General features: G+C 72.2%; 26 protein-coding genes and 2 pseudogenes. 13 read left to right on the forward strand and 15 right to left on the reverse strand.

Annotated features, from left to right (window positions below):
• Positions 1-68 precede the first annotated feature (68 nt).
• Together QFZ82_RS22520 and QFZ82_RS22525 are read left to right on the forward strand one after the other, a co-directional pair.
• Positions 69-566 carry an ATP-binding protein gene (locus tag QFZ82_RS22520; RefSeq protein WP_307714861.1) on the forward strand — a complete coding sequence of 166 codons (498 nt, stop codon included), beginning with the start codon at positions 69-71 and terminating at the stop codon, positions 564-566.
• 313 nt (positions 567-879) lie between these two features.
• Positions 880-960, forward strand: a pseudogene (locus QFZ82_RS22525) (VOC family protein); the annotation flags it as partial.
• Between the two features lie 51 nt (positions 961-1,011).
• Here the strand turns inward: QFZ82_RS22525 and QFZ82_RS22530 are convergent.
• Positions 1,012-3,477 carry an HAD-IC family P-type ATPase gene (locus QFZ82_RS22530; RefSeq protein ID WP_307714862.1) on the reverse strand — a complete coding sequence of 822 codons (2,466 nt, stop codon included), beginning with the start codon at positions 3,475-3,477 and terminating at the stop codon, positions 1,012-1,014.
• Positions 3,478-3,633: 156 nt separating this feature from the next.
• A complete protein-coding gene (locus QFZ82_RS22535) occupies positions 3,634-3,924 on the reverse strand; it encodes a DUF2530 domain-containing protein (RefSeq protein WP_307714863.1) in 291 nt (96 codons plus the stop codon).
• A gap of 180 nt (positions 3,925-4,104) precedes the next feature.
• Between QFZ82_RS22535 and QFZ82_RS22540 the strand changes: the two genes are divergently transcribed.
• Positions 4,105-5,559 carry an NCS2 family permease gene (locus QFZ82_RS22540; protein ID WP_307714864.1) on the forward strand — a complete coding sequence of 485 codons (1,455 nt, stop codon included), beginning with the start codon at positions 4,105-4,107 and terminating at the stop codon, positions 5,557-5,559.
• 10 nt (positions 5,560-5,569) lie between these two features.
• Here QFZ82_RS22540 and QFZ82_RS22545 read toward each other — a convergent pair whose 3' ends face one another.
• The gene (locus tag QFZ82_RS22545; protein ID WP_307714865.1) at positions 5,570-5,752 is read right to left on the reverse strand and encodes a ribbon-helix-helix protein, CopG family; all 183 of its coding nucleotides are present in this window, start codon (positions 5,750-5,752) and stop codon (positions 5,570-5,572) included.
• A gap of 147 nt (positions 5,753-5,899) precedes the next feature.
• Here QFZ82_RS22545 and QFZ82_RS22550 point away from each other — a divergent pair, with 147 nt between their 5' ends.
• The 3 genes from QFZ82_RS22550 to thpR all read left to right on the forward strand — a co-directional run bounded on the left by QFZ82_RS22550 (position 5,900) and on the right by thpR (position 8,508).
• On the forward strand, positions 5,900-6,346 hold the full coding sequence (locus tag QFZ82_RS22550) for a MarR family winged helix-turn-helix transcriptional regulator (RefSeq protein ID WP_307714866.1): 447 nt from the start codon (positions 5,900-5,902) through the stop codon (positions 6,344-6,346).
• A gap of 27 nt (positions 6,347-6,373) precedes the next feature.
• Positions 6,374-7,723, forward strand: a complete 1,350-nt coding sequence (locus QFZ82_RS22555; RefSeq protein ID WP_307714867.1) for an MFS transporter — start codon at positions 6,374-6,376, stop codon at positions 7,721-7,723.
• A 215-nt stretch (positions 7,724-7,938) separates the two neighbouring features.
• Positions 7,939-8,508 (forward strand): RNA 2',3'-cyclic phosphodiesterase, encoded by a 570-nt coding sequence (thpR, locus tag QFZ82_RS22560; protein ID WP_307714868.1) that lies wholly within the window; start codon positions 7,939-7,941, stop codon positions 8,506-8,508.
• A gap of 132 nt (positions 8,509-8,640) precedes the next feature.
• Here thpR and QFZ82_RS22565 read toward each other — a convergent pair whose 3' ends face one another.
• The 5 genes and pseudogenes from QFZ82_RS22565 to QFZ82_RS22585 form a co-directional block, all read right to left on the reverse strand.
• Complete coding sequence (locus tag QFZ82_RS22565) at positions 8,641-9,630, reverse strand: aldo/keto reductase (RefSeq protein ID WP_307714869.1); 990 nt, start codon at positions 9,628-9,630, stop codon at positions 8,641-8,643.
• 55 nt (positions 9,631-9,685) lie between these two features.
• On the reverse strand, positions 9,686-10,240 hold the full coding sequence (locus QFZ82_RS22570; RefSeq protein WP_307714870.1) for a hypothetical protein: 555 nt from the start codon (positions 10,238-10,240) through the stop codon (positions 9,686-9,688).
• A complete protein-coding gene (locus QFZ82_RS22575; protein ID WP_307714871.1) occupies positions 10,144-10,533 on the reverse strand; it encodes a PQQ-binding-like beta-propeller repeat protein in 390 nt (129 codons plus the stop codon). Before QFZ82_RS22575 ends, QFZ82_RS22570 begins: the two co-directional genes overlap by 97 nt.
• A 94-nt stretch (positions 10,534-10,627) precedes the next feature.
• Positions 10,628-11,221 (reverse strand): Uma2 family endonuclease, encoded by a 594-nt coding sequence (locus QFZ82_RS22580; RefSeq protein WP_307714872.1) that lies wholly within the window; start codon positions 11,219-11,221, stop codon positions 10,628-10,630.
• A gap of 104 nt (positions 11,222-11,325) precedes the next feature.
• Positions 11,326-11,594: pseudogene (locus tag QFZ82_RS22585) on the reverse strand (MarR family winged helix-turn-helix transcriptional regulator); the annotation flags it as partial.
• Here QFZ82_RS22585 and QFZ82_RS22590 point away from each other — a divergent pair.
• Complete coding sequence (locus QFZ82_RS22590; protein WP_307714873.1) at positions 11,563-12,006, forward strand: carboxymuconolactone decarboxylase family protein; 444 nt, start codon at positions 11,563-11,565, stop codon at positions 12,004-12,006. The pseudogene QFZ82_RS22585 and the gene QFZ82_RS22590 sit on opposite strands and share 32 nt — an antisense overlap.
• Before the next feature lie 133 nt (positions 12,007-12,139).
• The gene (locus QFZ82_RS22595; protein ID WP_307714874.1) at positions 12,140-12,601 is read left to right on the forward strand and encodes a hypothetical protein; all 462 of its coding nucleotides are present in this window, start codon (positions 12,140-12,142) and stop codon (positions 12,599-12,601) included.
• Between the two features lie 128 nt (positions 12,602-12,729).
• Here the strand turns inward: QFZ82_RS22595 and QFZ82_RS22600 are convergent, their stop codons facing one another.
• Both QFZ82_RS22600 and QFZ82_RS22605 read right to left on the reverse strand, forming a co-directional pair.
• Positions 12,730-13,737: a hypothetical protein gene (locus QFZ82_RS22600; RefSeq protein ID WP_307714875.1), complete on the reverse strand. Its 1,008-nt coding sequence runs from the start codon at positions 13,735-13,737 to the stop codon at positions 12,730-12,732.
• Between the two features lie 46 nt (positions 13,738-13,783).
• Complete coding sequence (locus QFZ82_RS22605; protein WP_307714876.1) at positions 13,784-14,467, reverse strand: GDSL-type esterase/lipase family protein; 684 nt, start codon at positions 14,465-14,467, stop codon at positions 13,784-13,786.
• A 93-nt stretch (positions 14,468-14,560) separates the two neighbouring features.
• Here QFZ82_RS22605 and QFZ82_RS22610 point away from each other — a divergent pair, with 93 nt between their 5' ends.
• Positions 14,561-15,265 (forward strand): N-acyl homoserine lactonase family protein, encoded by a 705-nt coding sequence (locus tag QFZ82_RS22610; RefSeq protein ID WP_307714877.1) that lies wholly within the window; start codon positions 14,561-14,563, stop codon positions 15,263-15,265.
• Positions 15,266-15,280: 15 nt separating this feature from the next.
• Here QFZ82_RS22610 and QFZ82_RS22615 read toward each other — a convergent pair whose 3' ends face one another.
• Positions 15,281-15,868 carry a TetR family transcriptional regulator gene (locus tag QFZ82_RS22615; RefSeq protein WP_307714878.1) on the reverse strand — a complete coding sequence of 196 codons (588 nt, stop codon included), beginning with the start codon at positions 15,866-15,868 and terminating at the stop codon, positions 15,281-15,283.
• 85 nt (positions 15,869-15,953) lie between these two features.
• Between QFZ82_RS22615 and QFZ82_RS22620 the strand changes: the two genes are divergently transcribed.
• Complete coding sequence (locus tag QFZ82_RS22620; RefSeq protein ID WP_307714879.1) at positions 15,954-16,790, forward strand: class I SAM-dependent methyltransferase; 837 nt, start codon at positions 15,954-15,956, stop codon at positions 16,788-16,790.
• A 31-nt stretch (positions 16,791-16,821) separates the two neighbouring features.
• Complete coding sequence (locus QFZ82_RS22625) at positions 16,822-17,796, forward strand: WD40 repeat domain-containing protein (RefSeq protein WP_307714880.1); 975 nt, start codon at positions 16,822-16,824, stop codon at positions 17,794-17,796.
• Positions 17,797-17,842: 46 nt separating this feature from the next.
• Here QFZ82_RS22625 and QFZ82_RS22630 read toward each other — a convergent pair whose 3' ends face one another.
• Entirely contained in the window at positions 17,843-18,484 is a 642-nt protein-coding gene (locus QFZ82_RS22630; protein WP_307714881.1) for a Uma2 family endonuclease, read from the reverse strand.
• 215 nt (positions 18,485-18,699) lie between these two features.
• Here QFZ82_RS22630 and QFZ82_RS22635 point away from each other — a divergent pair, with 215 nt between their 5' ends.
• A complete protein-coding gene (locus tag QFZ82_RS22635; RefSeq protein ID WP_307714882.1) occupies positions 18,700-19,065 on the forward strand; it encodes a hypothetical protein in 366 nt (121 codons plus the stop codon).
• Between the two features lie 96 nt (positions 19,066-19,161).
• On the opposite strand, the gene serC is transcribed toward QFZ82_RS22635, so the two are convergent.
• Positions 19,162-20,280, reverse strand: a complete 1,119-nt coding sequence (gene serC, locus QFZ82_RS22640; protein ID WP_307714883.1) for a phosphoserine transaminase — start codon at positions 20,278-20,280, stop codon at positions 19,162-19,164.
• Positions 20,281-20,387: 107 nt separating this feature from the next.
• Positions 20,388-20,924 (reverse strand): ATP/GTP-binding protein, encoded by a 537-nt coding sequence (locus QFZ82_RS22645; protein ID WP_307714884.1) that lies wholly within the window; start codon positions 20,922-20,924, stop codon positions 20,388-20,390.
• Between the two features lie 232 nt (positions 20,925-21,156).
• Here QFZ82_RS22645 and QFZ82_RS22650 point away from each other — a divergent pair, with 232 nt between their 5' ends.
• The gene (locus QFZ82_RS22650) at positions 21,157-23,961 is read left to right on the forward strand and encodes an FAD-binding and (Fe-S)-binding domain-containing protein (RefSeq protein ID WP_307714885.1); all 2,805 of its coding nucleotides are present in this window, start codon (positions 21,157-21,159) and stop codon (positions 23,959-23,961) included.
• A 134-nt stretch (positions 23,962-24,095) separates the two neighbouring features.
• Here the strand turns inward: QFZ82_RS22650 and QFZ82_RS22655 are convergent, their stop codons facing one another.
• Entirely contained in the window at positions 24,096-24,956 is an 861-nt protein-coding gene (locus tag QFZ82_RS22655) for a LysR family transcriptional regulator (RefSeq protein WP_307714886.1), read from the reverse strand.
• Positions 24,957-24,983: the final 27 nt, after the last annotated feature.

The following is a 24,983-nucleotide window of genomic DNA, read 5'->3' on the forward strand; positions in this document are numbered from 1 at the left end:
ACTCTTGAACACGGAACGTCACCATCCGTACACGACGGATGGTGCCCCGAGACGAGAGACCGAACGGGATGGGCGACGCGGTGCTGAAGACCACGACCACATCGGGCGAGAGTCCCGACCAGAAGGCTGCGGCAGAGGAACGGCTCGGCGAGAGCGCGGAGTTCGCGGCGCTGTTCGCCTCGACACCCCGGGGTGCGCGGCTCGCCCGTCGGGTCGCCGTGCGGCACTTGGCCGAATGGGGCCATCCCTCCGACTCGGACCTCTCGTGCACCGTCGCCCTGCTGGTGGCCGAACTCGCCGGCAACGCCGTACGTCACGGGCGCGTGCCCGGCCGGGACTTCAAGCTCCGGTTGACCCTGGACGCACGGCGGGTGCGTGTCGAGATCTCGGACGCGTCCTCGGTGCGTCCGCCGACCGTCGTGCACGCTCCCGCTGCCGACGACGTGTCGGGCCGCGGCCTGGTCCTCGTGGACGTCCTGGCGGACCGCTGGGGTGTGGAGCCTCGTCCTGCCGTCGGGAAAACCGTCTGGGCGGAAGTGGCGGCCGAGGTGACCCGAGGGCGCTGAGCCGGCGATGGGCCCCACGCCCGCGCCGCCGGGATCGATGGCACGGGCGGGCACCGAGGCCAGGGCACCGTCGTGCGGCGACCGTGACAATCCGGTACGGCGCGCGGACCCCACGCGCGGCCAGGCGACCGGAAGTCGATTGCCGAGCACGAGGCGGGCGGCTGGCGTCGGGGACGTGACTGCCGGGTCGGCCATGGGCCACGCACGAGTGGGGCGCCCGGCCTCGGCGTGAGCACGGGGCGGGCCAGAGCCCCGCCGTTGCCTCTCCGTCTCCGATCTGTCCCTTGAGGAACCCGGACCTGGAGAGTCACGGCTCGGCGGCCGGGGCGCGTACTTCGACGACCCGTCCGGCCACAACATGGAGATGATGACCCGGCCCTACGCCCGCCCGTAGCGGGCGAAGCAGAAGGCCCCGCAGCCTGCCGGATCCTGGCGGACCGCGGGGTCACGCCGGCACCCGCCGCCCCACCACACGCCACGCGAACTCCAGCAGCGCCGCGCCGCCCGCCGCGATCGCCACCGCCGTCCACGGCATCGTCACGCCGACCAGCTTCAGCGCGAAGAAGTCCTGGAGCCACGGGACGACCAGCACCAGCAGGAAGCCCGCGCCCATCGCCGCCACCAGGCCGATCCGCCACCATGTGTAGGGCCGGGCGATGATCGCCAGGACCCACATCGCGACCAGGAACAGCGTCAGCGTCGCCGCGCTCGTCTCCGCGTCCAGCGCGCCCGGGCCGCTGTAGTGCGAGCGCGCCAGCAGGTACGTGGAGAACGTCGTCGACGCCGCGATCAGGCCCGCCGGGATCGCGTAGCGCATGACCCGCCGTACGAAGTGGGACTTCGCCCGCTCCTTGTTGGGCGCCAGGGCGAGGAAGAAGGCCGGGACGCCGATGGTGAGCGTGGACAGCAGCGTCAGATGCCGGGGGAGGAACGGGTACTCCACCTGGGAGCAGACCACGAGGATCGCGAGGAGGACGGAGTACACCGTCTTCGTCAGGAAGAGCGTGGCCACGCGCGTGATGTTGCCGATCACCCGGCGGCCCTCGGCCACCACGGACGGCAGCGTCGCGAAACTGTTGTTGAGCAGGACGATCTGCGCCACCGCGCGCGTGGCCTCCGAGCCGGAGCCCATCGAGACGCCGATGTCCGCGTCCTTCAGCGCGAGGACGTCGTTGACGCCGTCGCCGGTCATCGCGACCGTGTGGCCGCGGGACTGGAGCGCGCCCACCATGTCGCGCTTCTGCCGCGGGCTGACCCGGCCGAAGACCGCGTTCGCGTCGATCTCCGCGCCCATCGCCGACCGATCGGCCGGCAGCCGGCGGGCGTCGACCGTGCGGTCCGAGCCCGGCAGCCCCAGCTTGTCCGCGACCGCGCCGACCGCGACCGCGTTGTCCCCGGAGACGACCTTCGCCGCGACGTTCTGGTCCGCGAAGTAGCGCAGGGTCGCAGGCGCGTCCGGGCGCAGCCGCTGTTCGAGGACGATCAGGGCCGCCGGTTTCGCGCCGTCGGCCGGGGACGGCGCGTCGAGTTCCTCGGCGGCCTTGGTGAGCAGCAGTACCCGCAGGCCCTGCTGGTTGAGGGCGTCGGTCTCGTCGAGGACCGGGTCGTCGTCCGGCAGCAGGACGTCGGGCGCGCCCAGCAGCCATGTGGACGTCTCCCCGTTGCCCTCGCTGAAGCTCGCCCCGCTGTACTTGCGCGCCGAGGAGAACGGCAGCGACTCCGTGCAGCGCCACTCCTCGCTGTCCGGATACGCCTCGATGATCGCCTGCAGCGAGGCGTTCGGCCGGGGATCGGACTCCCCGAGTGCACCGAGCACCTGCCGTACGTACGCCTCGTCCGTCCCGCCCAGCGGCCGCACCTCCGTGACGTCCATCCCGCCCTCGGTGAGCGTGCCCGTCTTGTCGAGGCAGACGACGTCGACGCGGGCCAGGCCCTCGATCGCGGGAAGCTCCTGGACGAGGCACTGTTTGCGGCCGAGGCGGATCACGCCGATCGCGAAGGCGACGGACGTCAGCAGCACGAGCCCCTCGGGGATCATCGGCACGATGCCGCCGACGGTGCGGGCGATCGAGTCCTTGAGGTCGGTGTCCTCGGCGACGAGCTGGCTGATGATCAGGCCGATCGCGGTCGGGACCATCATCCAGGTCACGTACTTGAGGATCGTGGAGATACCGGAGCGCAGCTCGGAGTGGACGAGCGTGAACCGCGACGCCTCCTCCGCGAGCTGGGCCGCGTAAGCCTCCCGGCCCACCTTCGTCGCCGTGAACGCGCCGCCGCCGGCCACGACGAAGCTGCCGGACATCACCTGGTCGCCCGGCTGCTTGAGCACCGGGTCGGCCTCGCCGGTCAGCAGCGACTCGTCGATCTCCAGGTTGTCGGCCTCGGCGAGCTCGCCGTCGACGACGACCTTGTCCCCCGGCCCGAGTTCGACGAGGTCGCCGAGCACGATGCCGGACGTCGAGACGGTGGAGGCGACCCCGTCGCGCCGTACGCGCGGTTTCGCCTCGCCGATGACGGCGAGGGAGTCGAGGGTCCTCTTGGCGCGCAGTTCCTGGACGATGCCGATGCCGGTGTTGGCGACGATCACGAAGCCGAAGAGGCTGTCCTGGATCGGCGCGACGAAGAACATGATCACCCACAGCACGCCGATGATCGCGTTGAAGCGGGTGAAGACGTTGGCGCGGACGATGTCGACGGCCGAGCGCGAGCTGCGCACCGGCACGTCGTTGACCTCGCCGCGGGCCACGCGCTCGGCGACCTGGTCCGTGGTCAGCCCGGTCGCGGGCGCGGTGGCCGAGGTCTTGGGGCGCGGTGGCTGCCGGGGGTGTACGGGGTCGAGTTCGGCACCCGCGTCGATGACGGGTCTGCGGGGCTCCTGGCCGTCCATGTCGATCTCCGCCCGCTGCGTCATGGTTTCGACGGTACGGCGGGCGCGGCCGCTTCACCCCCCGGGCGGGCGGAGGACCGGACCGGGGAGGACGTGAAGGGGCCTGGGGTACTACGGGCCGGGTCGTTCGACGGGGTCCGCGGGCGGGCCTGCGGCCGCTCGCGGACCGGGGTCGTCGCGTCAGGCCTGCCCGGCCTCCCGCGGCCCGGCCGCTTCGGCCTCCCGTGCCGCCCGGTCCCGCTTGATCGCCGCGTCCCGGCGGCGTACGTACCAGATGCCGATCAGGCCGAGGCCGCCGCCGGCCAGGCAGGTCCACACCCACCAGGTCAGGTCGCGGTCGGCGAACCAGCCGTAGAAGGGGACCTGGACGAGGAACATGACGAACCACAGGATCGTGCCGCCGGTGATGGTGGCGACGACCGGCCCCTCAAGGGGCTCGGGTGCCTCGTGCCTGGGGGTCCATTTCGCCATGCGCACAGTGTAGGTCCGGGGGTGGAGGCGGCTGCGAGGGCTGGTCCCGCAGGGGTCTACGCGCGGAGATACCGATCTTCAACTTTATATGTTCATACTGAACGGGTTTGCGTCAGACCGGTTTCCTCCGTACGAACCTCCGTACGAGCCCCCCACGGAGCCGGGTGAGAAAGGTCCCGCATGTCCCCCACAGCCACCGCCGAGGTCGCTTCCCCCGGCCTGCCTCCCACGCCCCCGCAGCCCGTCGGCGGGCTGGACCGCTTCTTCAAGATCTCGGAGCGCGGCTCCACGGTCGCGCGCGAGGTCCGCGGAGGGTTCGCCACCTTCTTCGCGATGGCCTACATCCTCGTGCTGAACCCGATCATCCTCGGCAGCGCCAAGGACATGTACGGTCACCAGCTCGACGGCGGCCAGCTCGTCACCGCCACCGTCGTCACGGCGGCGTTCTCCACGCTCCTCATGGGCGTCATCGGCAACGTCCCGATCGCGCTCGCCGCCGGACTCGGCGTGAACACGGTCGTCGCCCTCCAGCTCGCGCCCCAGATGGCGTGGGCCGACGCGATGGGCATGGTGGTGCTCGCCGGCTTCGTGGTGATGCTGCTGGTGGCCACCGGCCTGCGCGAACGCGTGATGAACGCGGTGCCGCTCGGGCTCCGCAAGGCGATCGCCATCGGCATCGGCCTGTTCATCATGCTCATCGGTCTCGTCGACTCCGGGTTCGTCACCCGCATCCCCGACGCCGCCCACACCACCGTGCCGCTCCAGCTGGGCACCGGCGGTCACCTGCTCGGCTGGCCGGTCCTGGTCTTCGCCCTCGGCACGCTGCTCACGCTCGCGCTGATCATCCGCAAGGTGCCGGGCGCCATCCTCATCTCGATCGTCGTGATGACCGTCCTCGCGGTGATCGTCAACGCCGTGGCGGACGTCGCGTCCTGGGGTCTGACCACGCCCGAGTGGCCCGGCAACCCGGTCTCGACGCCCGACTTCGGGCTGCTCGGCCAGGTCAGCCTGTTCGGCGGCTTCGAGAAGGTCGGTGTGCTGACCGGTGTCCTGTTCGTCTTCACCGTGCTGCTGTCGTGCTTCTTCGACGCGATGGGCACGATCCTCGCCGTCGGCGACGAGGCCGAGCTGATGGACGAGGACGGCAACTACCCCGGTATCAACAAGGTGCTGGTCGTCGACGGCCTCGCCGTCGCCGCGGGCGGCGCCGCCTCCTGCTCCGCCAACACCTGCTTCGTGGAGTCCACGGCCGGTGTCGGCGAGGGCGCCCGTACGGGACTCGCGTCCGTCGTGTCGGGTCTGCTGTTCTCGCTGGCGCTGTTCCTCACGCCGCTCGCGACGATGGTCCCGTCCCAGGCGGCGACGCCCGCGCTGGTGGCGGTCGGTTTCCTGATCCTGGCCGGTTCGGTCAAGGACATCGACTGGAGCGACTTCACGATCGCCGCGCCCGCGTTCCTGGCGATGGTGATGATGCCGTTCACCTACTCGATCACGCACGGCATCGGCCTCGGCTTCATCGCGTTCAGCGTGCTGCGGCTGGCGACGGGGCGCGGGCGCGAGGTGCCCGTCGCGATGTACGCGGTGTCGGCCGTGTTCGTCTTCTTCTACGCGATGCCGGCGCTCGGTCTGACGTGAGCCGGGGCCGTCAGGCCATCCCGTAGAACTTCTCCGTCTCGTCGACGGCCGCCTTGAAGCGCTCGTCGAAGTCGTCGCGAATGAGCGTCCGGACCACATAGTCCTGGACGCTCATTTGTCGTTTGGCGGCGTGCTGCCGGAGCCGGTCGAGCAGCTCACCGTCGATCCGCAGGCTGAGCACTGTCGATCCCATGCGAGCCAGGGTCGCCGCACCGCCGGAGCCCGCGCGTCACTTTCGGACTCCCTCTCACCCATATGGGTGATACATCGATCACAGTCGTGACCGGTGGAGTAGAAGGGGACTGGTCTTTAGCGAGGGTAATGAGTTACGCTAATGAACATGCCTGACCTGTCCCACGGCACTGACGCCGACGTCGCCGCCGTGAACTCCCTGCGCTCCGCCGTCATGCGGCTGGGCCGGCGCCTGAAGCACCAGCGCGTCGACGAATCGCTGAGCCCGACCGAGATGTCCGTGCTCGGCACCCTGGCCCGCTGCGGCTCGGCCACCCCTGGTGAGCTGGCCCGCAAGGAGCACGTCCAGCCGCCGTCGATGACCCGGATCGTCGCGCTGCTGGAGGCCAAGGGACTGGTCCGGCTGGAGCCGCACCCCGAGGACCGCCGGCAGAAGGTGGTCAGCCAGACCGAGCAGGCCGAGGCCATGCTCGAAGAGAGCCGCCGCAAGCGGAACGCCTGGCTGGCGTCCCTCGCCGAGGGCCTCGACGAGGACGAGTGGGCCACGCTGCGCGCCGCCGCCCCCGTACTGGAGAAGCTCGCACATCTGCCGTGACCGCCGACGCCGAGGAGGCGAACCCCTTTGAGTACGGGATCCGGAGCAGACTCCGCCCCCGCACCGACCGCCAACGACTCCACAACCGACCGACCCGACCGCAAGCAGACCATGTTCAGCTCGCTGAGGATCCGTAACTACCGGCTCTTCGCGACCGGACAGGTGGTCTCCAACACCGGCACCTGGATGCAGCGCATCGCCCAGGACTGGCTGGTACTGAGCCTGACCGGATCCGCCTCCGCCGTCGGCATCACCATCGCGCTGCAGTTCCTTCCCATGCTTCTGTTCGGCCTGTACGGCGGCGTGATCGCGGACCGGATGCCCAAGCGGCGGCTGCTCCTCGTCACCCAGGCCGCCATGGGCCTCACCGGCCTGGCGCTCGCCGTGCTCACGCTCAGCGGCCACGTCCAGGTCTGGCACGTCTACCTCACGGCGTTCCTGCTCGGCCTCGTCACCGTCGTCGACAACCCGGCACGGCAGTCGTTCGTCGCCGAGATGGTCGGCCCCGACCAGCTGCGCAACGCCGTCTCGCTGAACTCCGCGAACTTCCAGTCCGCGCGGCTGGTGGGCCCCGCCGTCGCCGGTGTACTGATCACCGCCGTCGGCAGCGGCTACGCCTTCCTGCTCAACGGGCTGTCCTTCGTCGCGCCTGTCGCCGGCCTGCTGATGATGCGGCCCTGCGAGCTCCACAAGGTGGAGCGCGCGCCGCGCGGCAAGGGCCAGCTGCGCGAGGGCCTGCGCTACGTCGCGGGCCGGCCCGAGCTGATCTGGCCGATCGTGCTCGTCGGCTTCATCGGCACCTTCGGCTTCAACTTCCCGATCTGGCTGTCGGCCTTCGTCGACGACGTCTACCACTCCGGCGCCGGCACCTACGGCCTGCTGAACACCCTGATGGCGGCCGGTTCGCTGGCGGGCGCCCTGCTCGCCGCCCGGCGCGGCACGTCCCGGTTGCGGATGCTCGTGGGCGCGGCGGTGCTGTTCGGTGCGCTGGAGGTCGTGACGGCGTTCGCCCCGGCCTTCTGGATCTTCGCGGCGCTGATGGTCCCCATCGGCATGTTCGGCCTGACGGTCAACGTCACGGCGAACTCGAGCATCCAGATGGCGACGGATCCGCTGATGCGGGGCCGCGTGATGAGCCTGTTCATGATGGTGTTCACGGGCGGTACGCCGGTGGGCGCGCCGCTGGTGGGCTGGGTCACCGACACGTACGGCGCGCGCGTCGGCTTCGCGGCGGGCGGCGCGGTGGCGGCGCTCGCGGCGGCGGGCGTCGGCGTGATGCTGGCACGGGTCGGCGGCCTGCGCCTCTCGGTGGGCTGGCACCGCGGCCACCCGCAGGTGCGCTTCGTGGAACGGGAGCGCCTGGCGACTGCGGCGTAGGCGGCCCGGGGGCCGCGGGTACGGGGGCGTTTTCCCCGACCCCGCCCCTTCCCGAAACCGGGGCGTCGCCCCGGGCCCCGTACCGCGCTTCGCGCGGTGTCCTCAATCGCCGGACGGGCTGGATTTCGCTGCGCGAAATCAGCCTCGCCGGCGATTGAGGCGCGGGGGCCACGGGGGCGGAGCCCCCGCGTGGGGGGACGCGGCACACTGGGCGCATGAGACTCTTCGCCGCCGTCCTCCCGCCCGCCCCCGCCGTCGACGAACTCGGGCTCGCCGTCGACCGGTTGAGCAGCTTGGCCGGGGCCGACCGGCTGCGGTGGACCGGGCGGGAGGGGTGGCACTTCACGCTCGCGTTCATGGGGGAGGTCGGCGGCGACCTCGTGCCCGAGCTGCGGGAGCGCCTCGCGCGGGCCGCGCACCGGACCGAGGCGTTCCCCCTGCGCCTGCACCGCGGCGGGCGCTTCGGGCGGCGCGCCCTGTGGGCCGGAGCCGCCGGCGGGCTGGACACGATGCGGCTGCTCGCCGAGCGCGCCGACGCGGCCGCCCGCCGCTCGGGCATCGACATGAACGAGCACCGCAGCTACCACGCCCACCTGACCATCGCCCGCGCCCGTGAGGACACGGACCTGCGCCCCTACGTCGAGGCGCTCGACGACTTCGAGGGCTCCCCCTGGCACGTGGAGGAGCTCTCGCTGGTCCGCAGCAACCTGCCGGGCGGCGGCGTGCCGGGCGCGGGGCCCCGTTACGAGGTGGTCGATTCCTGGCCGCTGAAGCCCGCGGGTTAACCTCGACGGGTGAACCCGAAGACCCGGAACCAGATCATGGCCGCCGTTCTGGTGCTGATGTTCGTGATCGTCGCGGTGGCGGCCCTGGCCGGCAAGTAGCCCGGCCACGGCCGCCATGGCGCGGTGGCGGCGTCACCAGGCGAAGGCCTCCGGTGACGGCCCCGGTCCCGGGAAGATCTCGTCCAGGGACGTGAGGACCTCCTCGGACAGCTCCAGTTCGACCGCCCGCAGCGCGGACTCCAGCTGGCCGGCCGTGCGCGGGCCGACGATCGGGCCGGTCACGCCGGGGCGCGTCAGCAGCCACGCCAGCGCCGCCTCGCCCGGCTCCAGACCGTGCTTGTCGAGCAGGTCCTCGTACGCCTGCACCTTCTCGCGCACGGCCGAGTTCGCCAGCGCGTCGGCCGAGCGGCCGCTCGTGCGCCGGGCCCCCTCGTTCTCCTTCTTGATCACGCCGCCGAGCAGCCCGCCGTGCAGCGGCGACCAGGGGATGACCCCGAGGCCGTACTCCTGTGCGGCCGGGATGACCTCCATCTCGGCGCGGCGCTCCGCGAGGTTGTACAGGCACTGCTCGCTGACCAGCCCGTACGAGCCGAGCCTGCGCGCGGTCTCGTTGGTCTGGGCGATCTTCCAGCCGGGGAAGTTGGAGGAGCCGGCGTAGAGGATCTTGCCCTGCCCGATCAGGACGTCGATCGCCTGCCAGATCTCCTCGACGGGGGTGCGGCGGTCGATGTGGTGGAACTGGTACAGGTCGATGTAGTCGGTCCGCAGCCGCTTCAGCGAAGCGTCCACGGCGCGGCGGATGTTGAGGGCGGAGAGCCGGTCGTGGTTGGGCCACGGGTCGCCGTCGGCGGCCATGTTCCCGTAGACCTTGGTCGCGAGCACGACCTTGTCGCGGCGGTCGCCGCCCTTGGCGAACCAGTTGCCGATGATCTCCTCGGTGCGGCCCTTGTTCTCGCCCCAGCCGTAGACGTTGGCGGTGTCGAAGAAGTTCAGGCCCGCGTCGAGTGCGGCGTCCATGATGGTGTGGCTGGTGGTCTCGTCGGTCTGGGGCCCGAAGTTCATCGTTCCCAGGACGAGTCGGCTGACCTTGAGTCCGGTGCGTCCGAGCTGCGTGTACCTCATGTGTCCCAAGCCAACTGCTTCGAGTCCACTCCAGGCAAGGGCGCGCGGCCCGGTGTCACGGGTGGCGGCGGCCGGTGTCCGCGTCCGCGCAGTGCAGTCGGGCCGTGGTGCCGTCCTTGCTCCGGGACAGGAACAGCACCCGGTCGCTGCCGAGGGGGACAGGGGTGTTGCTCCACAGGTTCGTGGGCGCGACCCAGCGGACCTCGCCGTCGACGACGCCCGCGACCGCCTCTTTCCCGCCGACGAACAGGTGCCCCGGTCCGGCGGCCGGCTCGGACGGACTGCGCAGCGTCCGGCCGTCCGGCGCCGTGAGCGGGACGGAACGCAGTCCGCGGCGGCCGCCGCTCGCGTCGGCCTCGTAGAGCCGGTCGCGCCAGGTGACGGCGTACAGCCGGTCGCCGACGCAGGCGGCGGGGCTGTTGAAGGACGTGAAGCGCCACCAGCCGAGGTGCGGGCTCGCGAGTGGTTCGGCGGTGTCCCGACCCGCGTACGCGTACAGCAGGGCCCCGCGCTTCAGGGACGCGGAGAACAGGGCGCGGCCCCCGTCGAGGAGTACGGGGTCGTAGGCGAAGCGCTGCACGGTCCGCTTCGGGAAGCGGGTGCGGGACACGCGGCGTCCAGGGCGGTGAACGCGCTGCGCTCAAAGTCCCGTTGGACGGGCAGCACGATCGTGTCGTTTGCCCGTGCCAGGGCGTGGGAGCGGGGATCGGTGAGCTGCCTGCTGCACCACAGGAGGTGGCCGCTGTTCGCGTCCAGGGCGGCGATGCGGCCCCCCGTCAGGGGTACGTAGACGGCGCCGCCCGCGACGACGGGCCCGAGCAGCGTCCCGGCCGGGGCCCGCAGGGTCCACAGGCGGCCGCCGTCCTGGGAGGTGACGGTCAACTGCGGTATGTCATCGGCCACGTGGGACTCCATCGGACGCGGGACGGCGGAGACGTGCGTGGGGGATGCTGTCTGCGGAGGGTAACGCCCGAGTCGGGAGGAGCCCCAGCCTCCGCTATTCGCGGGGGAATTCGGAGGTGGTGAGGGTGAGGCCGACGGGGGTGTGGGTGAGGTCGACGTCGGTGCCGAAGGCGACGGTGGTCTCGGTGGTGTAGTCGCCGTCCTTGGGATCGGTGTAGAGGTGAACCTTGCCCTGGTACGGGTCGGCGATCAGGAGGACGGGAACTTGGGCGACGGCGTACGCGGCCTTCTTGGGGCCGTAGTCGTTGTGGCCGGTGCCCTTGGAGATCACCTCGGCGACGAACTCGACGTCCTGATAGCGCCAGCGGCCTTCGGGTGTCTTGTTCGCGCCCTCCGCCATGACGGTCACGTCGCTGGCGAATCCGTTGAGGTGGCCTGGGTAGTCGACGCGCACGTCGGACTTCACGCGCTTGCGCGGATACTTGGTCCGCAACTGCTCGTAGATATCCGCGATGATCTCCCAGTGGTTGTCCCGCTGTGGCGACATGAAGACGGCCCCCTCGACAACCTCGACCTTGAATCCTTCGGGGGCGGATTCGAGCCACCTGAACATCTCGTCCAAGGTTCGCTCGTCGTTGTCTTCGGCCATGTCGATCCTGTCGGTCTCTGCGACATCTGCGACGGTCATCGTGGCGCTCCTCCCCGGCTGCCGCTCGAACGCATGCAGCCGCGCAGTGCAACGATACGCACGGTGACTGGGTTACGTCTTTGATTGCCGTCGCACCTCTGCCGTCATGCGCCGCCCAGCCAGCCCGCCGCGTCCAGGGGAAGCTCTCCGGCCCGGTCACGGTGCGCAGGGCGTCCTCCAGGTCGCGCAGGCGGTCGGCGCCCATCGAAGCCGCCCACTCCGCGCGCAGTTCGTCGAAGATCGCGGCCGAGCGGGCCAGGGCGTCCAGGCCGTGCGGGGTGAGGCGGATCAGCTTGCGGCGGGCGTCGGCGGGGTCGTCGGCGCGTTCCGCGTAGCCGAGAGTGACCAGGCGGTCGACGGTCTTGCCGGCCGCCGTCGCCCGGCTCGCCACCTCGCCCCACCTGCTCGACGGCTTCCTGACGCTCAGCGCCGCCTTCGAGCGGACCACGCTCGAACCGTTCGCCCGCGAGACCGTCGTCATGACCGTCGCCGTACGCAACGACTGCCACGTCTGCATCGCCATGCACACCGGCAAGCTGCGGGCGCTCGGCGCGGACCGCGAGCTGATCGCGGCGCTGCGCGAACAGCGCCCACTGCCCGACGAACGACTCGAAGGCGTACGGCAGTTCGCGCTGGAGGTGCTGCGCACGGCGGGCGCGGTCGGCGACGCCGAGCTGCGCGCCTTCCTCGCCCACGGGTTCACCCCGCAGAACGCCCTGGAGGTGGTCATGGGCATCGGCACGTACACGATGTCGACGCTCGCCAACCGGCTGGTGCGGGCCTAGCCGCTCCTGTGGCAGGGGGGCGGATTCCGGCCGTTGTCGGGGCGCGCGGGAGTGCGCCCCTTCCCTTCTCCGGAGCTCCGTGCCGCAATGACGTCCGCCAGCCCGTGACCCCCACACGAAGGCGGGATCCCCCATGAAACACAGCACCCTGCTCCTCACCGCCCTGCTCGCCACCGGCACGCTCGCGACCGCGACCACGGCATACGCCGCGCCTCGGGTGACGCCGGAGACGGCGACGCTGTCGTTCGACTGCGGTTCCTACGGCTCCGGTACGGCGACGCTCAAGGCCACGCAGGACGGCACGGCCGCGACGATCGAGGTCTCGACGGAGGCGATCAAGGCGCCCATCGCCCTCTCGGAGAACTCGGTCGAGTCCACGCTCACCCTCACCAGGAACGGCTCCGGCACGACGACGTTCACCGGCAACGCCAACCCGGCGATCCCGGCCGGCGGCGCGGTCTCGACGGGCCCGCTGAACGGCACGGTCGCCTCGGGCGACAGCCTGGAGGCGACGTCCCTGACGGTGGTGGTCTTCGGCGTCACGGCGCAGTGCACGGCGACGTCACCGCAGAACCCGGGGCCGTTCGTCTTCTGACGCCTCGCCCGCACCCGTCCGCCGTGCCCCGTTCGGCGGACGGGCGCCCGCAGGCGTCACCGCGCCGCCCCGGGCGCGGTGACGCGAGCCGGGCGCCCGTGTCCCGGACGCGGAAGCCTGCTTCGGTGTCAGCCCGGCAGTTTCAGGTCCGTGCAGCCGTGTTGCTCCGCCGAGCGCTCGGCGAACGCGGTGAGCGCCGACCGGGCGAAGCCGGGGACCTCCTCGTGCGCGTACTGGGCGGCGGAGATCGTGAAGAGCGCGCGGGCGCTGGTGCCGGGGCACTTGGCGGTGGCCCAGGAGAAGTCGTTTCCGGACCGGCCCGCGTCCCGGGTGGACTCGTAGTCCGGGTACTGGGCCTGCGCGAAGGGGCCGAAGAAGGCGCTGATCTGGAACATTTCCACCGATGAGGCCCCCGTCTCGCCCAGCACGCAGGTCTCCAGCAGGGAGGAGTCCGTCGTCGGTGTCTCCTTGATCCAGTGGATGCTGTCCAGGTCGCGCATCGGGATGCCCGCGCACGTTCCCTTCGCCTCGAAGCGGGACTTCTCCTCCGGCTCCGCGGGGACGTCCGGGATCGGGCCTCCGGTCTCGGCCTCGCAGTTCCAGTGTTCGGCCGCCCTGACCGCGGTGGCCGCGACGAGCTCGGCGGTGCCACGGCCCGCCACCGCGTCTCCGATACCGGACGAGTTCACGACGACGGAGGCGTCCTGGTTGCCGCAGTCCAGTACGACGGCGGTGCTCTTGAGGTTGGTGTAACCGTGCCAACCGCCGCCCAGCGCCATCGGCAGCGTGCCCGTCCTCTCCGGGCGCAGATCGTCGAACACGCCCCGGCGTCCGTCGTCGTCGCGGGCCGTTTCGGGGATGCGGGCGATGGTGAGCGCGGTCTTGCCGACCCAGCAGAACTCGTAGCCGTCGGACCCACCGATGTGCAGGTCCTTCGGCAGGCCCTCCTGCGTGTCGTAGTCGGTGAAGACCGCCGACTCCTCCGGCGGGATCAGCCCCTCGCAGTACGAGGCCAACGCCTCCTCGTAGCGCCAGCGCTTGCCCGTGTCGCTGAACTGGTACCAGGCGTAGCCCGCGACGGCGACGAGCGCCAGCGGCAGTGCCACGTACTGCGCCAGGCGGCGTATGACGGTCATCTGCTTGCTCTCCCCGGTTTCGCGGTGTCCCGCCGCACCGTATCCCTCAGGCGGCGGCCCGGTACGGCCGGCCCAGTCCCCACGCCTGGTGCATCGCGTCGGCGAACGCGGCCGCCAGTTTGTGCTCGCCGGTCGGGCCCGGGTGGGTGCCGTCGTAGGTGTCGCGGTGGATGTCGTACGACGGCGGGCGCGAGGCCAGCAGGATCGGGGACGCCGGTGTGTCCAGGTCCGCGACCGCCTTCGCGAGGAGCACGTTGAAGCGGTCGCACTCGCCGGCGAACGGGGCGTCGGACTCGGCGCGGACGTTGGGGATGACCGGCAGCAGGACCATGCGCACGTGCGGGTCGGCCTCGCGGGCCCGGGCGATGAACTCCCGGGCGTTCGCGGCCGTCTGGTCGCTGTTGGTGTAGAAGCCGAGGTCTATCAGGCCGAGGGAGACGAGGAGGACCTCGGCTCGGCAGGCGGCGACCGTCTCCCCGATGACGGGGGCCATGTGGAGCCAGCCCTCGCCCCAGCCCGCCAGGTGGCGGCGGGCCTCCGCGGGGAAGGACGGGTCGGCGTACGCCGTCGACAGGGGGGCGTTCGCCCCGGTGTCGTACAGCGTGGTGCGCGGGCCGACGATCTCGTACGGCTCGCCGAGGGACGTGAGGTGCTGCCACATCCGGTAGCGCCAGCTGTAGTCGCCGGCGCGTCCGATGGTCATGGAGTCGCCGACGAACAGGAAACGCATGGGCGTCATCATCGCCGAACCCGTCGGTAACCCGTCAGTGGTCCGCGATGTGAGGCTGGACACGGCCCCGCCCCGCAGGGGCAGGATGGGGCGATGGCGACCGACACCGTGGTGCACCGGCTCGATCTCGGCTACTTCGTCCGCTCGGCTGCCGAGGCGGGCGGCCCGCATCCGCGGGTCGAGCCCGTGCTCGCGTATCTGGTGCGCACCGACGGCGAGTTGATCCTCTTCGACACAGGGGTCGGTGCGGGACACGACGGGGTCGAGGCGCGGTACCGGCCGCGGCGCAGGCCGCTCGTCGAGGCGCTGGGCGCAGTCGGGGTGCGACCGGAGGAGGTCTCGCTCGTCGTCAACTGTCACCTGCACTTCGACCACTGCGGCGGCAACCCGCTGTTCGCCGGGGTGCCGCTGCTGGTGCAGCGGGTCGAGCTGGCGACGGCCCGGCGCGGCGACTACACGCTCGACCACCTGGTCGACTTCCCCGGCGCCCGCTACGAGGAGCTGGACGGCGAGGCCGAGATCCGGCCGGGGGTGCGGGTCGTGCCCACGCCGGGGCACACCGACGGGCACCAGTCCCTGGTGGTCGAGCGTCCCGGCGGGGCATACGTGCTGGCCGGACAGGCGTATGACACCGCGGCTGATTTCGGTGCGGCCGACCTCGCGCGGCGGGCCGCCCGCGACGGCGTGGCGCAGCCGCTCCCGCCGTACCCCGCCTGGGTGGAGCGGCTGGCCGGCTTCGACCCGGCGCGGGTGCTGTTCGCGCACGACTGCGCCGTGTGGGAGCCGTCGGGCCACTGACGGGTCGCTGAACGGTCACTGACGGATCAGCAGCGGCACCAGTCGTTCGACCTGCTCGCGCGGGTCCGGCGCGCCGGGCCACGTGGTCATCAGCAGGTGGTGGACCGTGCCCACCAGGGCGAGCGCCGCGGCCGCCGTGTCCAGACCGGCGGGGACGCGGCCGAGGGACCGCTCGGCGTCCAGGTAGCGGGTGACGGACTCCTGGATCGCGGCGAAGCCCGGCGCTCCGGACGCCATCGCGTCGCGGAAGCGTTCGGCGGCGCCGGGGCGGGTGAGGGCGAGGCCCGAGACGTCCGGCCCGGTGGCGGTGAGCAGGGCGGTGGCGACGCCGGAGAGGTTGGCCGCGACCGTGTCCGTGCCCGCGCGGGCCGGGAGGTCCGCCGCGAGCGCGGCCGTGCGGGCGAGGCGGTCCAGGACCAGTTCCGCGACGAACTCGTCCAGTCCGCCCGCGAAGTGCGCGTGCAGCAGGCCCTTGGAGCAGCCCGCCTCGTCCGTTACCGCCCTGCTGGTCAGGGCGCCGGGGCCAGCCGCGGCGACGACGCGTTCGGCGGCGGCGAACAGCCGCTCGCGGGCGTTGGGTACGGCGACTCCGCGCGGTGACATCCGGATCCCTTCCAGGGGCATGGACAGTATGGGCGTTTGCCCATACTGTTTGGGCGTACGCCCATACTAGTCGGGAGGCACTGTCGTGCAGAACGTCGTCAACACCGAGCAGGAGCAGGCGTGGAACGGTGACGAAGGCGCCCACTGGGCCCGCCACCAGGACCGCTGGGACGCCGTCAACGAGGGGTTCAACGAGCCCCTGCTCGCCGCCGCCGCCATCCGCGCCGAGGACACCGTCCTCGACATCGGCTGCGGCGCGGGGGCCACCACACGCCTCGCCGCCCGGCGCGCGGTCCGGGCCACGGGCCTGGACCTGTCGGCCCCGATGCTGGAGCGCGCCCGCGCCTCCGCCCGCGCCGAGAACCTCGGCAACGTGGTCTTCGAGCGCGGCGACGCCCAGTTGCATCCGCTGGAGGGCCGTGCCTTCGACGTGGCCATCAGCCGCTACGGCGTCATGTTCTTCGCCGACCCCGTCGCCGCCTTCGCCAACATCCGCGCCGGCCTGCGCCCCGGCGGCCGAGCGGCGTTCGTCGTGGCCGCGGACGGCGGGGACAACGAGTGGCTCCAGGCCCTCGCCCGGCTGCGTGGCCTGCTGCCCCTGGGCGGCTTCGGGGCGACCGGCGGGCCGGGCATGTTCTCGCTCGCCGACCCCGACCACATCCACGAGGTGCTGTCGGGGGCCGGCTTCGACGGGATCGCGGCCGAGTGGGTGGAGGCGTACGGGAGGTGGGGGAGCGACGCCGAGGACGCCACCGCGTTCCTGCTGAGCTCGGGACCCGGGCGGCATCTGCTCGCCCAGGTCGACGAGGCCACGGGCGAGCGGGCCCGGCGCGAACTCGCGGACGTCCTGCGCGCGTACGAGAAGGACGGCGCGGTCCGGCTGCGCAGCACGGCCTGGCTGGTCACCGCCGTACGCCCGTAGCGACGCGGGGCGGAGGTGGCAGGCTGGGGGCATGCGTTCGCTTCCGTACGTCACCGGCCTCGCCGCCGCGCTCGTCCTCGCCGCCGCCGTGCCCGCCGCGGCGGACGACGACGGGTTCACCATCGAGGACCCGAGGATCACCGAGTCCAGCGGGCTCGCGGCGAGCCGGGCGCACCCCGGGATCTACTGGACGCACAACGACCAGGACGAGCCCCGCGTCTTCGCCGTCGACTCGGCGACGGGCGAGACGGTGGCGACGATCACCCTGCGAGGCGTGGGCACGCCGCGGGACATGGAGGCGATCTCCGTCGGCGCGGACGGGAACGTCTACGTCGGTGACATCGGCGACAACCTCGACGGCGGCTGGGACCACGTGTGGATCTACCGCTTCCGCGAGCCGTCGCGGCTGCGCGACCAGACGGTGGACGCCACGCAGTTCGTCGTGAAGTACGCCGACGGGCCGCGTAACGCCGAGGCGCTGATGGTGCATCCGAGGACCGGCCGCGTGTACATCGCCTCGAAGAACGAGGACGGGGGCGGGCTCTACGAGGGCCCGGCGACGCTCAGCGCGTCGGGGACCAACACCTTCCGGAGGATCGGCGAGGTGCCGTGGGTGACCGACGGCGCGTTCTCCCCCGACGGCGAGGAGCTGGTGCTGCGCTCGTACTTCAGCGCCCGCGGCTACGCCTGGGAGGACGGCCGCCTCGGTGCCGACCACCGGGTGCGCGCTCCGATCCAGGGGCAGGCGGAGTCGGTGACGTACACGCTCGACGGCAAGGCGCTGCTGTTCGGCACGGAGGGCGAACGGAGCCGCGTCGAGCGGGTGGAGACGCCGACGCGTGACGAGGGCGGTTCCGGCGGCGGTGGCACGGCACGGCCCAGTGGCGACGACGCGGCCGGCGCCGGCGGCGGGGGCGAGGAGGCCGGCGCGACGACGTACGGTCTGCTCCTGCTCGGCGGCGGGGCGCTGCTGGTGTTCGCCCTGCGCCGCCGGAAGCGTGGCTAGGTCCCGGCCGTTCGCCTGCCGCTCGCGGTCCGGCGCTTCCAGCGGCTCAGTCGGTGACGGGTTCGTCCGGCGTCCGGCGCTGTCCCGCCTTCAGCAGCTCGGCCGCGTCGAGCTTCACCTCGGCGCCGATGGAGGCGGGAAGGGTGATCTGCTGGCCGGGGGCGTAGACCTCGTGGCTGTCGTATCCGTCGGGGAGGGGGGCGGTCAGGACGTGCACGCGGGTGTGCTTGCGGTCGACGATCACATAGACCGGGATCTTGGCCCGGGCGTAGGCGACGACCTTGTTCCGCAGGTCGTTGCGGTAGTTGCTGGATGTGACCTCGACGACGAGCCGGAAGACGGCGGGGTCGTAGCAGTTGTTCCGGATCAGGTGCTCGTCGATGTCGGCATCCACGATGGCCATGTCGGGGATGGCGTAGTCCTCGGGGCCGTCCGGAAGCCACAACCCCACGCCCTGGAGTACTTCGGTTTCCCCGCCGTCCAGTCCGGCCAGCATGAATGGACGCATGATCCTGGTGAGCGCCCTGGCATGCGCGCTGTCCCGAGAGGGCGTCACGGTGAGGATGCCTCCGATGATCTCGACTCGGTGGCCGGGAAGCAGCTCCATGAGGCGGTTGGCCTCTTCGAGCAGCGTCGGCGGCTCGCCGTCACAGGGGTCGCAGGGGTGCTCGACTGCTGCGGCAGACATGCGGGCCTCCTGGTGGCTGGTGTCGAGAGCATCATCGTAGGGCGCGGGGCCGTCAGGTGTCCGGTAGGCAGATCGTCATACCTTCGAGTGATCATCGCGCCGCTGCCGCTGACCTGGGGTCTTTCTCCCGTCTCGACCCCTCGCGCCACCGGGTCGAGACTGGAGAGGAGGCCGGGGAACCCGGTGCCGGGACCGCGTTCGGCAGTGGAGGAAACATGACGGCAGCCACCCGCGAGGACACCCCTGTAGCCATCGAAGGCGGTGGCGTGGAACTCCGTATGACGGAGGTCGGCGGTGACATGACGGCCGCGTTCGTCCGCTTCCCCAAGGGCACCGACATGACCGAGGCGGTCAAGGGCCTGCCCGGTGACATGTGCCAGTGCCCGCACTGGGGATATCTCTTCTCCGGGCGGCTGAAGATGCGCACCGCCTCCGGCGACGAGATCTACGAGGCGGGCCAGGCCTTCTACTGGCCGGCCGGGCACGTGCCGGAGGCGCTGGAGGACTGCGAGTACCTGGACTTCTCGCCGACCAAGGAGTTCAACGAGGTCATCGACCACGTCAAGGCGCACATGGGATGAGGGCCGGCGGGGGCGCGGGCGACGCGAAGGGCCCGGCGGTGTTCGGCGACGCTGCGTCGTGTTCGGCCGCCGGGCCCTTCGTCGTACAGTCCGCCGTTACAGCTTCTCGATCACGTAGTCGATGCATGCCGTCAGCGCCTCGACGTCCGCCGGGTCGACCGCCGGGAACATCGCGATGCGCAGCTGGTTGCGGCCCAGCTTGCGGTACGGCTCGGTGTCCACGATGCCGTTCGCGCGCAGCGCCTTCGCCACCGCCGACGCGTCGATCTCGTCCGCGAAGTCGATCGTGCCGATGACCTGCGAGCGCTTCGCCGGGTCCACGACGAACGGGGTCGCGTACTTCGACGCCTCGGCCCAGCCGTAGAGCGTGCGCGACGACGTGGCCGTGCGGCGCACCGACCAGTCGAGGCCGCCCTGGCCGTTGATCCACTTCAGCTGCTCGTTCAGCAGGAAGAGGGTGGCCAGCGCCGGGGTGTTGTACGTCTGGTTCTTGCGGGAGTTGTCGATCGCCGTCGGCAGGCTGAAGAACTCCGGCACGTGGCGGCCGGACGCGTGGACGCGCTCGGCGCGCTCGATCGCGGCCGGGGAGAACACGGCGAGCCACAGTCCGCCGTCGGCGGCGAAGGACTTCTGCGGGGCGAAGTAGTAGACGTCCGACTCGGCGATGTCGACCGGCAGACCGCCCGCGCCCGAGGTGGCGTCGACCAGGACCAGCGCGCCCTCGTCGGCGCCGGCGACCCGCTTGACCGGGGCCGCGACACCGGTCGAGGTCTCGTTGTGGGTCAGGGCGTAGACGTCGACGCCCGCCTCGGCCTGCGCCTCGGGGTGCGTGCCGGGGTCGGAGGAGATCACCGTCGGCTCGGCCAGCCACGGCGCCAGCTTCGAGGCCTTGGCGAACTTGGACGAGAACTCGCCGAAGGACAGGTGCTGGGACTTGTTCTCGATCAGCCCGTACGTCGCGATGTCCCAGAAGGCGGTGGAGCCGCCGTTGCCCAGGATCACCTCGTAGCCCTCGGGCAGGGAGAACAGCTCGCGCACACCGTCGCGCACCTCACCGACCAGGTTCTTGACCGGAGCCTGGCGGTGGGAGGTGCCGAGCAGGGAGCTGCCGGTGGCGGCCAGGGCGTCCAGCGCCTCCGTACGCACCTTGGAGGGGCCCGCGCCGAAACGGCCGTCGGCGGGCTTGATGTCAGCGGGAATCTGGATATCAGCCACGAGCCGGAGCGTATCCCCTCAGGCCGCCCGACGCCGACCCGGTCCGGAGCATGAGACGGGCCATGAGACGGGCCATGAGGCCGACGGCACGGCCCTGAGCTGCGGGATCAGCCGGCGAGCTCCTTGAGGTGCTTGAGCAGGGCGATCAGGACGAACTTGCTGGAGGAGTGGTCCCGGGCGTCGAACTCGACGAGGGGGACGTCCGGCCCGAGGGTCAGCTCCCCGCGGATCTCGTCCTCCGATCGGAAGGGACCGCCGAAGTCGTTGACGGCGACGATGAACGGCGTGTCGCGGCCCTCCAGGCAGTCGATCGCGTACCGGGCGCCGTCGAGCGCGCGGGTGTCGACGAGGACGACGGCGCCGGTCGTGCCGTCCAGGAGCGGGTCCCACAGAAAGCGGAACCGGTCCTGCCCGGGCATGCCGAAGAGGTGGAGCACCGTGCGCTCGTCGAGAGTGAGACGCCCGAAGTCGAGCGCGACCGTCGTCACCGTCCGGCCCGGCACGGCGGCGGGGACGCTGATCGGCTCCTCCGTGTGCAGGGGGCGGATCTCGCTGACGGACCGCACCATCGTCGTGCTTCCCGTGCCGGAACCACCGGCCACCACGATCTTCATCGCGCTGAGCTGTGCCCCGGCGCAGGTCATCGTTTCTCGTCGGTGCCGGTCATCGAACGGTGCCTTCCGGGGATGCGGTGGGGAGTGTCGAAGCCGCTGCATGCTGATCAAGTGGAGGTCACTATAGGAGAGTTGGCGATCACTTGGGCAAGGGGTCCGGCGCGTCTCTTTCCGTTCTCCGCCGGACTCCGTGCGCGACCGTGACCGGCTCGCCGGAGGAGACGCAGGTGTGAGGCGTGCAGTGCGGGTCATCCTGGGAGACATGACAGGGGATACGCACGACGTGGCGCGGGCGCTCACAGCCGCCGTGCGCGGCGACGTCGACTTCGGCGCCACGGCACGGGCCCTGACGACCATGGACGCCTCCAACTACCGGCGGGTCCCCGACGGCGTGGTGGCGCCGCGCGACGCGGACGACGTGGCGGCGGCGCTGGCGGTGTGCCGCGAGCACGGGGTGCCGGTGGTGGCGCGCGGCGCCGGTACGTCGATCGCCGGCCAGGCCACGGGCGTCGGCGTCGTCCTGGACTTCACGCGCCACATGAACGCGATCGTCTCCGTCGACCCCGGGGCCCGTACGGCCGTCGTGCAGCCGGGAGCGGTGCTGGACACGCTCCAGGCGGCGGTGCGGGCGCACGGCCTCGCCTTCGGGCCGGACCCGTCGACGCACAGCAGGTGCACGATCGGCGGGATGGTGGGGAACAACTCGTGCGGCGCCCACTCCGTGCGCTGGGGCACCACGGCGGACAACATCCGCAGCCTGAAGGCCGTCACCTCGACGGGTGCCCCCGTCACCCTCGGCCGGGGCAGCGGCCCCACCGGCGTCCCGCCCGGCCTCGACGACCTCGTCCGCGCCAACCTGGCGCTCCTGCGCACCGGTTATCCCGACGGCCTGCCGCGCCGGATCTCCGGCTACGCCCTCGACGCGCTGCTTCCCGAGAAGGGCGCCGACCTCGCCCGCGCCTTCTGCGGCAGCGAAGGCACCCTCGCCGTCCTGACCGAGGTGACCGTCGGCCTGGTCGAGACCCCGGCCGCCCGCGCCCTCGCCGTGCTCGGCTACCCCGACGAGAGCGCCGCCGCCGAGGCCGCCCCCGGCCTCCTGCCCCACCGGCCGCTGACCGTCGAGGGCATGGCCGACGACCTCGTACCGGACGCGGCGGGCCTGCCGCGCGGCGCGGCCTGGCTGTTCGTCGAGACCGGCGGCGACACGGCCGCCGAGGCGCGTTCGCGCGCGGCGCGGATCGTACGGGCCGCCGACGCGCTCGACGGCACGGTCGTCGACGACCCGGCCGGCATGCGGGCGCTGTGGCGCGTTCGCGAGGACGCGGCCGGCACCGCGACCCGGACGCCGGACGGCGGCGAGGCGTGGCCCGGCTGGGAGGACTGCGCCGTCCCGCCGGTGCGGCTCGGGCCGTACCTGCGCGACTTCCGCGCCCTGCTCGCCGCGCACGGCCTGCGCGGCACCCCCTACGGGCACTTCGGCGACGGCTGCGTCCACGTCCGCATCGACTTCGACCTGATGAGCCGGGAGGGGGTGGCGCGCTTTAGGGCATTCTCCGAACAGGTGGCGGACCTCGTCGTCGCGCACGGCGGGTCGCTGTCCGGCGAACACGGCGACGGCCGGGCGCGCGCGGAGCTGCTGCCACGGATGTACGGGCCCGAACTCGTGGGCGTCTTCGGCGCCTTCAAGGACCTGTGGGATCCCGACGGCCTGCTGAACCCGGGCGTGCTCGTCCGCCCCGGCCCGCTCGACACCGACCTCCGCTTCGACGTGCTGCCCAGGCGGCCGGTCGATGTCGCGTTCGGCTACCCGCACGACGGCGGCGACTTCGCGGGCGCGGTGCGGCGCTGTGTCGGCGTCGCCAAGTGCCGTACGGAGCAGCCCGCGGCCGGCGGCGGCGTGATGTGCCCCTCGTACCGGGCGACCGGCGAGGAGCGGCACTCGACGCGGGGGCGGGCCCGGCTACTGCACGAGATGCTGGCGGGCGAGATCGTCACGGACGGCTGGCGGTCGGCGGAGGTGCTGGACGCGCTCGACCTGTGTCTGTCGTGCAAGGGCTGCCGCAGCGACTGCCCGGTGGGCGTGGACATGGCCACGTACAAGGCGGAGTTCCTGCACCACCACTACGCGGGCCGCCGCAGGCCCGCCGCGCACTACGCGATGGGCCGGCTGCCGGAGTGGCTGCGGCTCGCCGGGCCGTTCGCGCCGGCCGTCAACGCGCTCGCCCGCTTCGGCCCGGCGGCCGCGCTGGCCAAGCGGATGTGCGGGATCGCGCCGGAGCGGCGGCTGCCGGTCCTCGCGCCCCGTCCGCTGAGCCGCCTGCTGCGGGACCGTCTGCGGGAGCGCACGGGGGTGTTCGCGAGGAGCCGTACGACGGTGCTGTGGCCGGACACCTTCACCGACCGGCTGTCGCCGTCCGTGGGCATGGCGGCGGTACGGGTCCTGGAGGCGGCGGACGTCGGGATCGTGGTGCCGCCCGGCCGGGTCTGCTGCGGGCTGACGTACGTCTCCACGGGCCAGCTGGACCGGGCACGCTCGGTCATGCGGCGCACCCTGGACACGGTGGAGCCGCTGCTCGAACTGGGCGCGCCCGTCACGGTACTGGAGCCGAGCTGCGCCGCGACGCTGAAGACGGACCTGCCGGAACTGCTGGGCGGTGATCCGCGGGCGGCCCGGCTCGCGGCCTCGGTGCGGACGTTCGCGCAGACCCTCGGGCAGTGCGCCCCGGACTGGAGCCCGCCGCGTCTGGACCGCCCGGTGGCGGGCCAGACGCACTGCCACCAGCATGCGGTGCTGGGCGACGCGGCCGAGCGGGCGCTGCGCGAGAAGGCCGGGCTGAGCGGGGAGCTGAGCGGCGGCTGCTGCGGCCTGGCCGGCAACTTCGGTTTCGAGGCGGGCCATTACGAGGTGTCGGTGGCGTGTGCGCAGGAGCAGCTGCTCCCGGCGGTGCGGGCGGCGTCGCAGGAGACGGTGCTGCTGGCGGACGGCTTCTCCTGCCGGACCCAGCTGGACCAGCTGACCGACCGCCGGGCGCGGCACCTGGCGGAGGTCCTGGCGGACGGTCTGTGAGCGTTTCCCCTTCGAGGGCCTGCGCGCCGTGCGCCTTGGCGGGCGCGGGCTGCGGGGCTGCGCCCGCACACCGCCTCCAAGCGGACCAGCCAGTCGCCCACAGGCCGGGCGCAGGTAAGGGCCGCAGGATCCCGTCAGTGGGGCGAGGTCGCCACCTGGCGGGCCAGGTGCAGCAGGGCGGTGATCGCCGGGTGCGGTGACGTGGCGCGCCAGGCGAGCAGGACCGGGACCGGCGGGGCGTCGGTCAGCGGGCGGTAGGCGACGCCGGGGTTGGCGTGCAGCTCGGCTGTGGAGGCGGCCGAGACGCCCGCGCCGCGGCCGGCCGCGATGGCGGTCAGCCAGTCGTCGGTGTTGCCGACGGTGAGCGTGTCGGCGGGCCGGGCGTCGGGCGGCCACAGATCGGGGGTGGTCATGCCGGAGACGGTGTTCAGGACGACGGGCCCGGTGGCCACGTCGGCGAGCGTGAGCGTGGTGCGCGCCGCGAGCGGACCGTCCGCCGTGACCGCGGCGACGCGCGCCTCGGTGAACAGCAGCGCCGTGACCAGGCCCGGCGTGTCGACGGGACCGCGCAGGACGGCGGCGTCGACCCGGCCGCTGGTCAGCCCGGCCGTGCGGTCGTCGATACGGAGCAGTTCGAGCGGTGTCTCCGGGTGCTCGCGCCCCCAGCGGCGCAGCAGCGGCGTGGTGTACGGGCCGAGAGCGGCCCAGGCGTGGCCGAGCCGCAGCGGTGTGCGCAGCAGCCGGCCCGCGTCGAGGGCCTCGTCGAAGGCGGCGACGGTGGCGGCCGCCTTGTCGCGGAACGCCCGCCCCTCGGCGGTCAGCGCGAGGTGGTGCGTGGAGCGGTCGACGAGCCGGGTGCCGAGGTGCCTCTCGAGGGCGGCGAGCGAGCGGGAGACGCTGGGCTGGGTGAGGTTCAGCCGGGCGGCGGCCCTGGTCACGCTCGACTCCTCGGCGATGGCGAGGAAACAGCGGAGGTGACGCAGCTCGATGCTCATACGTCCCGAGCATAAGCGCAGCGAGAT

This window comes from Streptomyces sp. V4I23 (assembly GCF_030817975.1).
Classification (GTDB): Bacteria; Actinomycetota; Actinomycetes; order Streptomycetales; family Streptomycetaceae; genus Streptomyces.